The sequence below is a fragment of the Zavarzinia sp. genome (assembly GCF_049306435.1).
Lineage (GTDB): Bacteria > Pseudomonadota > Alphaproteobacteria > Zavarziniales > Zavarziniaceae > Zavarzinia.
The window spans coordinates 35,709-45,658 of record NZ_JBAQRT010000179.1; the positions used below are offsets into that span (position 1 = coordinate 35,709).

Here is a 9,950-nt window from a genome sequence, read left to right on the forward strand (position 1 = left end):
ACATTCCCGCCCGCCGTTCGGTGCCCGCCCCGGCGATCATCGACCGGGCATCGGGACAAGCCGTCATGGCGCGGGAGCCGGCGATGCATCCGCCCTCGCGGATCGAACTGGCGCCTGGGATTCAGAATAGCGGGCATTCTCTTCGCGCCTGCAGACTCGGAAAATACTCACGCGCGGGCCTTGGGCCTCTTGGTGACGCGTGATCGTCCGGGTTGACGCGGGCGCCGCGGATCAGGTCGCGTCGGTCTCGTCGCCGGCGGCGAGGGCCAGCCGGGCCAGGGCGGGCAGGGATTTGGCGCCCGTCCGGCGCATGATCGCCGCGCGGTGGTTCTCGACCGTGCGCTGGCTGAGGCCGAGGTCGGCGGCGATATTCTTGCTGGGGTGGCCGGCCAGCACGAGGTCCATGATCTCGCGCTGGCGCGATGTCAGGCCCGCGATATGTTCGGCGGCGGCGGCCCGAAAGGCATGGCGCTTGCCCGTATCCCGGGCCTCGTCGAGGGCGCGTTCGATGCCGGCCAGCAATTCGCCGCGACTGACGGGCTTTTCGATGAAATCGGAGGCCCCGGCCCGGATCGCCTCGACCGCCGTCGGCACATCGCTGCTGCCGGTGATCATGATCGAAGGCAGCGCCCGGTCCGTCGCCCGCAGCAGCCGCAGCAGCTCGATCCCGCTCATGCCCGGCAGATAGGCATCGACCAGAAGGCAGGCGCCGGGCGCCGGCCGATAGGACGCGAGAAAGCTCTCGCAGCTCGGGTAGGTTTCCACCTTCATGCCCTCGGCCTCCAGCAGGGCGCGGAAGCCTTCCCGGATATGGCGGTCGTCGTCGACGATATGGACGAGCGTGGGCGGGGCGATGGCGGGCGTCGGGGCATGGGGCGGCGGCGGCGGGGCGGGGACCGGCTGATCGGACAGCAGATGCTGGATCGCCGCGGTCAGGCCCGGCAGGGACACCGGCTTGTGCAACTGGACACAGTGCCCGAGCGCGATGTCGCGCAGGGCTTCGGTCGAGATGTCGCCCGTCAGCATGATGACGGGGATCGCATGGCGAAATTTCTCGCGCAGGCGTGTCACGAGGCGAAGGCCATCCAGGTCGCCCGGCAGATTGTAATCGGCGAGGATCAGATCCGGACGGATCCCGCCCCGGACCACCAGGTCGAGGGCCGCCGTGCCGTCTTCCGCCGCCATCGTGCGGTGGCCTTCCGCGCCGAGCAGTTGCTGCAGCAGATCGCGCAGTTCCGGGTCATCCTCGATCACCAGGATCGTGGCATGGCGCCGCTCGTCGTCGAACGTGTCCCCGGCGGCCGGGATGGGTGATGGCGGCATGTCATCCCGCTCGGTCCAGATGGCGAAGGCCGAGCCCTTGCCCAGGCGCGAGCGGACCTCGATCCGGTGACCGAGCAGGTCGCCGAAGCGCCTGACGATGGAAAGACCAAGGCCAAGACCCTGGCCACGGTCCCGCGCCGTGTCCCCGGCCTGATGATATTCCTCGAAGATCGCCTGAAGCTGATCCTCGGCGATACCGGACCCGGTATCCCGGATCTCGATGGCGAGCCTGTCGCCGTGTCGCCGGCACCCCAGCAGTACCTTGCCTTTCGCCGTGTATTTCAGGGCGTTGGACAGCAGGTTGCGGATCATCTGTTCGAGAAGGCCGGGGTCGCTGCGGATCGAAAGCCCGCAGGGAACGACACGCAGCGACAGGCCCCGGGCCGCGGCATGATAGGCGAACTCGGCGCGCAGGCGCTCCAGCAGGTCGGCGACCCGGAAGGTGACGATATGGGCCTGAACCGTGCCGGCCTCGATCTGGTTGATGTCGAGAAGGGCGTTCAGCATTCCGGACATGGCGCCCAGCGTCTCGTCGAGCCGGGTCACGAGCCTCTTCGCGTCGTCTCCCGTCACGGCCTTGGCCAGCAGGCCCTGGATGAGGGCCAGCGATTGCAGGGGCTGGCGCAGGTCGTGGCTCGCCGCGGCGAGGAAGCGCGATTTCGCGACATTCGCCAGTTCGGCCTGGCGCTTGGCGGCATCCAGCGCCTCGGCGGTGCGGCGGCGTTCGGTGATGTCGACAAAGGTGATGACCACCCCTTCGGCCGCCTGCTCCTGGGTGCGATAGGGCTGGATGCGGCGCAGGAACCAGGCGCCGTTGCGCGCCTCGATCTCGCGCTCGATCGGCTTTTGCGTCTCGAGGACGGCGCGGGCGTCGCCGGGCAGCGCCGCGTCGTCCGCCAGGGAGGCGAGGTCGCCCAGCGGGCGGCCGACATCGCTGGGAATGACGGTGAACAATGCCCTCGTCGCCGGCGTGAAGAAGCGGATATTCAGCGCCGCGTCGAGGAACAGGGTCGCGACGTCGGTGCTGTAGAGGATATTCTGCATGTCGTTGGACGTGGTGCGCTGCCGCTCCAGCGTTTCCTGAAGCTGGCTGTTCAGGGCGGTCAGTTCCTCGTTCAGGGACTGCAGTTCTTCCTTCGAGGTCAGCAATTCCTCGTTGGTCGACTGATATTCCTCCTGGACCGACAGGGCTTCCTCGTTGATCGCCTTCTGCTCCTCGCTGGACAGTTCGAGATTGCGGATGGCGCCATGCAATTCGGCCTGTACCGTCTCCAGTTCCTGTTCGAGCTGGGCGACGCGGGGAACGTCGGCGGGGGTGATCGGCCCGGTGATCTGTGCCGACGCGGTCGGCGTTTCGACGAAGCAGACCAGCAGCAGGGCTTCGCCGCTGTTCAGTACCGGCTGGACCTCGATGCTGAAAGGCGGCGGGCCGCCCGGCTTCCGCGTGCCGGCGGCGACCCGGACCAGCGATTTTTCCAGGGCCGCGCGCTGGATCGCGGTCCGAAGCTGGTTGCGCAGTTCGGGCCGGGCCATGACCAGAAGGTCGTGCGATGGCGTGCCGGGGGCGACATGGAGAAATCTGTCGGTCGGCCCGAGGGAATAGAGGCATTCGTGCTTCTCGTTGATCAGCACGGCCGCCGGGGCATGGGCCTCCAGCACCAGGCGCTGGCAGAGCGCGGCCAGGATCGCCTGGCGCGACGTCGCCGGGCCCTGGCCGATACGCCCCTGGTCCCGTGCGAAAGTCGCGACCGGAAAGGCGATGTCGCCGGGTCGGCCCCGGCCGACATGGCGGTAGAGCCGTTCGGATTTCGAGATCAGCGCGAAGCGGCCGTCGCCGTCGCCCGCCGTTTCGGCGCCGCCGAGCAGCAGGATGCCGCCGTCCCGCAAGGCGAAATCGAACAGCGACAGAGCCTTGGCCTGGGCCTCGGGGCGCAGGTAGATCAGGAGATTGCGGCAGGAAATCAGATCGATGCGGGAAAAGGGCGGATCGGCCAGCACGTCCTGCACGGTGAAGATCACGGCGGCGCGCAGCTCCGGCGCGACCCGGTATCCCTGGTCTTCCCGGGTGAAGAAGCGGGCGAGGCGGGCGGCCGAGACTTCGGCCGCGATGGTGGCCGGATAGAACCCCTCCCGTGCCGCCGCGACCGCGTCGGCATCGACATCCGAGGCAAAGACCTGGAGCTTGACGTTGCGTTGCGCGCTGGAGATCGCTTCCTGAAAGAGCATGACCAGCGAATAGGTCTCCTCGCCGGTGCTGCAGCCGACGCACCAGATCCTGATCGCATGATCCGGCGGCTGGCGGTGGACCAGCTCCGGAACGATCTGCGTCGCCAGCATGTCGAAGGTCTTGGGGTCGCGGAAGAAGCTGGTGACGTTGATCAGAAGGTCCTTGGCCAGCAGGTCGAGTTCGGCCGGGTCCTTGTTCAGCAGCTCGAAATAGCGATCGGCCCCGTCCGGGGCGATGCCGGCAAGGCCCATGCGTCGCTCGATCCGGCGCAGCAGCGTGCCGGGCTTGTAGAGTGTGAAATCATGGGGCGTGCGCTGGCGGAGCAGGGCGATGATGCGATCCGGGCAACCTTCCGGGTTCATCGGCTGGTCCGCGGGCGGCGTGCCCCGCGCGTGGCGGACCAGCGCGGCGGGAATTTCGGCGATCGGCAGCACGAGATCCACGCCGCCGGTCGCGATCGCGCTGCGCGGCATACCGTCGTAACCCGCCTCCGAAGGCGATTGGGCGATGACGAGGCCGCCAGCCTTGCCGACCGCCTCGAGCCCCAGGCTGCCATCGGCTCCGGTGCCCGACAGGATCACGCAGGCGGCGCGGGCGCCATAGGCCGTGGCCAGGGATTGCAGCAGGAAATCGAAGGGCATCCGCGCCCCATGGCGGGCCCGGGGGCGGGAGAGATGGAGGAGACCTTCGCCGACCGAGAGATAGGTGCCGGGCGGAATGACATAGAGGTGATCGCTCTCAATCCTCATGCCGTCGATCGCCTGACGGACCGGCATGGCGGTGGAGGCGGCCAGCAGGTCGACCAACATGCTGTCATGGGTGGGGTCGAGGTGCTGAACCAGGATCAGGGCCATGCCCATGCCCGGGCTGTCCGGCAGCGCGTCGAGCAGTTTCCGGCAGGCTTCCAGGCCGCCGGCCGACGCGCCGATGCCGACCACCAGGATGTCGGCTTCGGGGTTCGAGACAGGCATGGCCGCCCGGCGGCGGGCCTGCCCCCGGGCGGTCCTGTCACGATGCGGGTGGTTGCCAGACATGCCCGATATCCCCGCGGCTCATAATGCGCAAGCGTAGCATGATCTCACCACTCAGGGAGGATATCCGCCGGACTTTGAGTATTTTCCGAGCCTGCGCAGGACCGGCCGGGCGGCCTAGGATGATGGAACATGAGCCAGGCAAGAAACCCGGCCACAGAATGTCCATCGAAACGGCATCCCATCCCCTCGACTTGGGCCCCGGCCGGATACGGCGGGGGTCCCATTTTTCACCTCATTCATGTCGCGGCCTCCCTTGCCCGAGGACCGCTGCGGCCCCGTCCCGTGACCGGAAATTCTTACCCTCGGAATGACAGGTCACGGGACACCCAGGGCGTCGATGCCAGGCCCCCAAGCGCCAACCGCCAACAAGCGCCGCCTTGCCTCCGTCTCATGACAGTGGAGTGCTCATCATGCGACCAACACGCAACACGCTACCCGAAGATATCCGGCTGCAAGCCATCGAACTGCTGAACCGGCATCTGGCGGCGGCGATCGATCTCCATGCCCAGGTGAAGCAGGCGCATTGGAACGTCCGGGGGCCGGGCTTCATCGCCGTTCACGAACTGTTCGACCGGGTCTCGGTCGAGGTCGAGACTTTTTCCGACCGGCTCGCGGAACGGGCCGCCGGCCTTGGCGGCACGGCGCTCGGAACGGTCCAGATCGCGGCGGCGCAGTCCTTCCTCGTGCCCTATTCCCCCGGGATCGCGGACGAGAGCGAGCATATCTTCGCGATTGCCGGCGCCCTCGCCGCCTTCGGCCAATCGGCGCGCGAGGCGATCGATCTTGCCGCCGCGGCCGGCGATGCCGTCACCGCCGATCTCTTCACCCAGATCGCCAGCGGTGTCGATCAGCAACTCTGGTTCGTCGAATCCCACGCGGTGCCGGTGCGATGAAGCACCAGCCCAATCCGGCCCGCTCCGCCGCGCTTGATGCGCACGCCGCCGCGTCGCTCTACCATCAGCAGGCGGCGGCGCACCATCACGAGGCCGGCCGGCATTTTCAGAGCGGCAAGGATTTCGCCCACGCCGCGCATCAGGCTTCCCTGGCCCATGGCCATGCCCTGCTGGGGATCGACATGGGCAGCCACGCCGCCGACTACTACCGGCGGAATCACGATGATCTCGCCACCGCCGGGTCGGGGCCGATCACCAGGGCCTCGGTCGAGGCCGTCGAGGCGGCGGGGGCGCTGGAAGCCGGACTTGGCGTCTCGGCGCATCATGCCCGCGCGGCGATCCATCACGAACGCGCGGCCCGCCTTCATCTTCAAGCCATGGAGAGTTGCGATGCCTCGGATATCGCGCTGGCGATCAGCGACACCGGCAGCGCCTGCACCGAGGCGCAATGCGCCCTGTTCCACGGTGACGAGGCGGCCAAGCGCCATGCCGGCGAGGACGCCCGGCGTCTTCCCGCCGTCGAACATCCGGCGGCATGAGTCCGTGCTCGCTCCATCGCCAGCCCTGGCGGCGGGATGCTCGGGGACGCGGCGGCTCGAGCTTGCCGCCTGCGTCGGCGTCGTGCTCGGCATCTGCATCGGGCTGGATGGCCCCGGTTTTCCGAATGTGCCCGGTATCGATACCGGCGTCTGGAGCATTTTCGCCGCCTGGACGATCACCGGCGGCGCCATCCTGACCCTCGCGCTCAACGGGGCGCGGCGATCCGTGGTCGGCCGCTGATGCCGCCGCGCGGGGACCCCCGGGTCGCCGTTCACGCTTGTTTGGCCGAGCCGTTCGCTTCTCCGGTGACGGGGGTGTCCGGGGTCCGGCGGGTCGCCCGGTCGTGCAGGAAGCGGGCAAGCTCCAGCATGGTCGCCGGCGCTTCGCCGCGATCGTCCGCGGCCCGGCGGAAAATCGCCCGCTGAACGTCCGTGGGCAATCTGTCCCATTCTTCCAGCGTGGCGATGCCAAGACGCAGCAAAAGATGGTGATCGCCTGACGCGGCGGCTCCGGCGGCGAGCGCGGCCGGCGCGCCGCCCTCGCCGGTCCAGCGATCGAGCGCGGTCGCCATGTTGTCGGTCTTGGCGCGCGGGCTCTCGGTCATGACTTTCGCCCCTTGGGGCTCAAGGCGTGTTTTTGACGATGGTGATATCCACCACCCGGTTGCGCGGCTCGTCGACCTGATTGGCGGTGGCGACGGCCTGCTTGCCCTCGCCGGTCCAGCTCGTTTCGATGCGATTGGCCGGCACGCCCGCGCTGATCAGCGCATCGCGGACGGTATCGGCGCGGCGGCGCGACAGCGCGAGATTGGCGGGCGGCTCGCCGACACGGTCGGTCCGGCCGATGACGTTGACGCTGGTCGCCGCGTTGTTGGTGGCGATATAGGCCACCCGCTCGACGATATCCTTGCCGCGCTCATTGATCTCGACGCTGCCGGTGTCGAAATAGACCTGATACCAGGCGCCGGCCAGCTCGGGCGAGGTCGTCATGGAGGCGGGTTCGCCCTGATCGGCGCAGCCGGCCAGCAGGCCGAAGGCAAAGATGGCGGCGATCGCGGCGGAGCGCCTCGGAAATGATGTCATTGTAACCTCCATGATCCGGCGTGATTTCGGGTCCGGCCGCCGGCTAGCGCCAGATCGGCCGGCCGAGATTGATCTGGTTGCGGTTGGTCAGGGCGCCCGTGCCCGCGCCGACGGCACCACCGATCAGCGCGCCCTCGAGGGGCGCGTTGAAGAGGAGGCCGCCAACGGCGCCGACACCGGCGCCGATGCCGGCGCCGCTCAGGGCCCGGTCGCCCGTGGTGTCACCACAGGCGCCGAGCAGGCAGAGAGGCAGGAACAGGGCTGCCGCTGTCAGGATTTTCGTCATGATGTATCTCCCATTGTCCCATTGGCTCCGGCGTCGGGTCCGAGGGGTCAGCGCTTGATACGGGAAATCTTGGTGCCTTCGATGCTGACGCCGGCCATCAGGCCCTGCTGGCCGAAGATGAAGGCATAGGCATCGTCCTTCAGGGTCGAGGTCGAGAGGTTCTTGGCCACCCCTTCATCGACGACGACGACCGTCGGGCCGACGCCGATTTCCCAGCCATCCGACTTGTCGACATAGCTGACGGCTTTTTCCGTCATCAGGAACACGACGTAGGAATAGGACTGCGCGCCGGCCTGAAGCCCCCAGGAGCCGGTGACGGAATTGTAATAGGCCGTGACCTTGCCGCCGCGCAGCAAGGTGCCTTCACCGTAGCTGCCGCCGAACACGAGCCCGGCCTTGACGATGTTCGGGAACACCAGGATGGCCTTGGCCTTGTGCGACAGGGTCTCGGCCAGCGGGTTGACCTTGTACAGCGCCTGCAGGGCCTGCAGGCTGTCGCGATCGAGGTCCTCGGTGGTCGCCGCGATCGCGGGCGAGGTCATGCCGGCGGAAATCAGCGGCGTCGCCGCCAGCATGACGGCGAGGGTGACGGCGCGGGCGGTGGTGATGTGTCTTTTGGTCATTGGCTTTCCTGACTGATGAGGGCCGCTTCGCCACGAAGGCGATTTCGGGCCTGCTGAGTGGAGTGTCGAGGGATGCCGGCGCCTGGTTGTCTACCAGCCGTAGCCCATGCGAGGCGCGCCGAACAAGGCGATGACGATGAGGATGAGCAGCAAGATGCCGATCAGGCTGAAGCCCCGGCCGCCATAATACTGACGACGGAAGCCATAATATCCGCCCCCGCCAAAGACCAGCAGAAGGACCAGGATGAGAATCAGCATGAGGTCGTTCTTTCCGATGACGGTTGGAAGCAAGGGAAAATAAACGACATTCCCGCTTTCAGCCCATTTCAAAAATGGAATTATTATGAACAGGTGATCGAACTGATCGCCAGTATCAGTATCTTCACTGGCTCTATCAAGATTGGGCACATGGTAATGCCGCGCGAGATCGCGGCGAAAGTATCGGAAAATACTCAAGTCCCGGTAATTCGGTCGGTGTCGCGATTTGTCCGTGATTGTTTTTTGACTGTCGCCGGGGCCGGCCGGGCTCCTGTCGATGCGACGCGGCGACCCGCCCCGCCACGGCGCCATCGCCCGAGGCAAAACCGCCCCGGAAAGGGGGCGGGGCGTGATGGTTCAGGAAAAAGCCGCGCTCAGGGCAGCGACCAGGCCTTGGTCATTTTCCCGATGACGCGGACGGTCAGGTCGCATCGCGGCCGGATCCGGCAGGCGAGAACCCTGCCGCAGCGAAGATCTTCCTCGCTGACGTGCTGGCGGCTCATCACCTCGGGATCATAGGTGCCTTCCAGGACCTCGATCTTGCAGACCCCGCAGCCGCCGCCCCGGCAGCCGGCGGGAATGCCGCGCCGGCCCAGCCGCACCATGCCGTCGAGGACCGACTGGCTCTCGTCGCAGGGAAAGCACTCGCCGGTCTCGCCGATGGTGACGCGGTGGCGGCTCATGCCGTGCCGGCCTGGCTGAACCTCTCGATGTCCGCCTTGCGCAAGTCCTGCGCCATGCGGCCACCGATACACCATTCCTCGGGCTGGACCCGCTTGCAATGGCCGCGGATCAGGCCTTTCTCGACGCCGAGAATGTCGGCGACGAGATCGGTGAAGCCGGTCAGCAGGCGCTGGCGGGTCTCGAGCGGGCGCCCTTCGAGCACCAGGAACTCGAAATAGGGGGCGTCAGCGCCGCCGTCATCCAGCATCACGCCCGCGACGGCGCAGCGCGTCCTTGCATAGGGCACGACGAAGGCCCGCACCCGGTCCATCGGGCATTGCAGCACCTCGGCATAGAGCCTCGAGGCCGCGATCAGCAGCCTGCGTTCCTGATCCGCGCTGGCCGTGTCTTCCGCCAGATGGAAATGGATGATCGGCATGGTGGTCTCCGCCTCCCGACGGATGATTGTTGTCGTTGTTTGGTTTCGGGGGGTTACGGCAGGCCGCGCCTCCGTCCGGCGTCGAGCATCAGGGTGCTGCCGGTCATGGCCGTGGCTTCGGGGGCCAGCAGCAGGGCGACGGCCCAGGCGACCTCGTCCGGGCTGGTCAGGGTCCCGGTCGACGAATCTTTCTTCATGTCGGCGATGATGGCTTCCGCCGTCGTGCCCTTGCGGGTCGCCTCGGCTTCCGCGATCCGCCAAAGGCGTTCGGTATCGGCCGGCCCGGGGGCGATCGCATGGGCGGTGATACCGCGCGGGCCGAGCGCCAGGCTGAGCTGGCGCGAGAGATTGATGAGGGCGGCATTGGCGACGCCGGGCGCGGCGGCATAGGACGTCGGCTCCAGCCCGTAATGCCCGGCGATGGCGACCAGGCGCGAATTCGCCTCGAGCCGCGCGTCGACCGCCCGGGCCAGCCGCAGGAAGCCCCCGGCCTTCAGATTCACCGCCTGGGCGAGGGCATCGGTCGAAACCGTGGTCACGCCGCCGGGCGACGACAGGCCCGGGCCGTGCACGGCGATGCGC

General features: G+C 67.5%; 12 protein-coding genes. 3 read left to right on the forward strand and 9 right to left on the reverse strand.

From position 1 onward, the window contains the following. Positions 1 to 231: 231 nt before the first annotated feature. Positions 232 to 4,584 carry a chemotaxis protein CheB gene (locus tag WAZ62_RS10050; RefSeq protein WP_422643387.1) on the reverse strand — a complete coding sequence of 1,451 codons (4,353 nt, stop codon included), beginning with the start codon at positions 4,582 to 4,584 and terminating at the stop codon, positions 232 to 234. A gap of 410 nt (positions 4,585 to 4,994) precedes the next feature. Here WAZ62_RS10050 and dps point away from each other — a divergent pair, with 410 nt between their 5' ends. Genes dps through WAZ62_RS10065 form a run of 3 tightly spaced genes read left to right on the forward strand, consistent with a single transcriptional unit; the run spans position 4,995 to position 6,257 of the window. Further along, the gene (gene dps / locus WAZ62_RS10055) at positions 4,995 to 5,477 is read left to right on the forward strand and encodes a DNA starvation/stationary phase protection protein Dps (RefSeq protein WP_422643388.1); all 483 of its coding nucleotides are present in this window, start codon (positions 4,995 to 4,997) and stop codon (positions 5,475 to 5,477) included. Beyond that, the gene (locus WAZ62_RS10060; protein WP_422643389.1) at positions 5,474 to 6,016 is read left to right on the forward strand and encodes a hypothetical protein; all 543 of its coding nucleotides are present in this window, start codon (positions 5,474 to 5,476) and stop codon (positions 6,014 to 6,016) included. The genes dps and WAZ62_RS10060 overlap by 4 nt, the downstream gene beginning before the upstream one ends. Positions 6,017 to 6,020: 4 nt before the next feature. Beyond that, entirely contained in the window at positions 6,021 to 6,257 is a 237-nt protein-coding gene (locus WAZ62_RS10065) for a hypothetical protein (protein ID WP_422643390.1), read from the forward strand. Between the two features lie 31 nt (positions 6,258 to 6,288). Here the strand turns inward: WAZ62_RS10065 and WAZ62_RS10070 are convergent, their stop codons facing one another. From WAZ62_RS10070 to WAZ62_RS10105, 8 genes are all read right to left on the reverse strand, one after another. After that, positions 6,289 to 6,621: a hypothetical protein gene (locus WAZ62_RS10070; RefSeq protein WP_422643391.1), complete on the reverse strand. Its 333-nt coding sequence runs from the start codon at positions 6,619 to 6,621 to the stop codon at positions 6,289 to 6,291. Positions 6,622 to 6,640: 19 nt separating this feature from the next. Further along, complete coding sequence (locus WAZ62_RS10075) at positions 6,641 to 7,099, reverse strand: OmpA family protein (protein ID WP_422643392.1); 459 nt, start codon at positions 7,097 to 7,099, stop codon at positions 6,641 to 6,643. Positions 7,100 to 7,142: 43 nt separating this feature from the next. Beyond that, on the reverse strand, positions 7,143 to 7,385 hold the full coding sequence (locus WAZ62_RS10080) for a YMGG-like glycine zipper-containing protein (RefSeq protein WP_422643393.1): 243 nt from the start codon (positions 7,383 to 7,385) through the stop codon (positions 7,143 to 7,145). Positions 7,386 to 7,432: 47 nt separating this feature from the next. Then, positions 7,433 to 8,008 carry a YSC84-related protein gene (locus tag WAZ62_RS10085; RefSeq protein ID WP_422643394.1) on the reverse strand — a complete coding sequence of 192 codons (576 nt, stop codon included), beginning with the start codon at positions 8,006 to 8,008 and terminating at the stop codon, positions 7,433 to 7,435. A 90-nt stretch (positions 8,009 to 8,098) separates the two neighbouring features. Then, positions 8,099 to 8,416, reverse strand: coding sequence for a hypothetical protein (locus tag WAZ62_RS10090; RefSeq protein ID WP_422643395.1), 318 nt, complete (start codon positions 8,414 to 8,416; stop codon positions 8,099 to 8,101). A 224-nt stretch (positions 8,417 to 8,640) separates the two neighbouring features. Continuing rightward, positions 8,641 to 8,949: a 2Fe-2S iron-sulfur cluster-binding protein gene (locus WAZ62_RS10095; RefSeq protein WP_422643396.1), complete on the reverse strand. Its 309-nt coding sequence runs from the start codon at positions 8,947 to 8,949 to the stop codon at positions 8,641 to 8,643. Continuing rightward, complete coding sequence (locus tag WAZ62_RS10100; RefSeq protein ID WP_422643397.1) at positions 8,946 to 9,368, reverse strand: tautomerase family protein; 423 nt, start codon at positions 9,366 to 9,368, stop codon at positions 8,946 to 8,948. Before WAZ62_RS10100 ends, WAZ62_RS10095 begins: the two co-directional genes overlap by 4 nt. 53 nt (positions 9,369 to 9,421) lie before the next feature. Beyond that, a partial coding sequence (locus WAZ62_RS10105) for an SDR family oxidoreductase (protein WP_422643398.1) occupies positions 9,422 to 9,950 on the reverse strand: 529 nt, incomplete at its 5' end.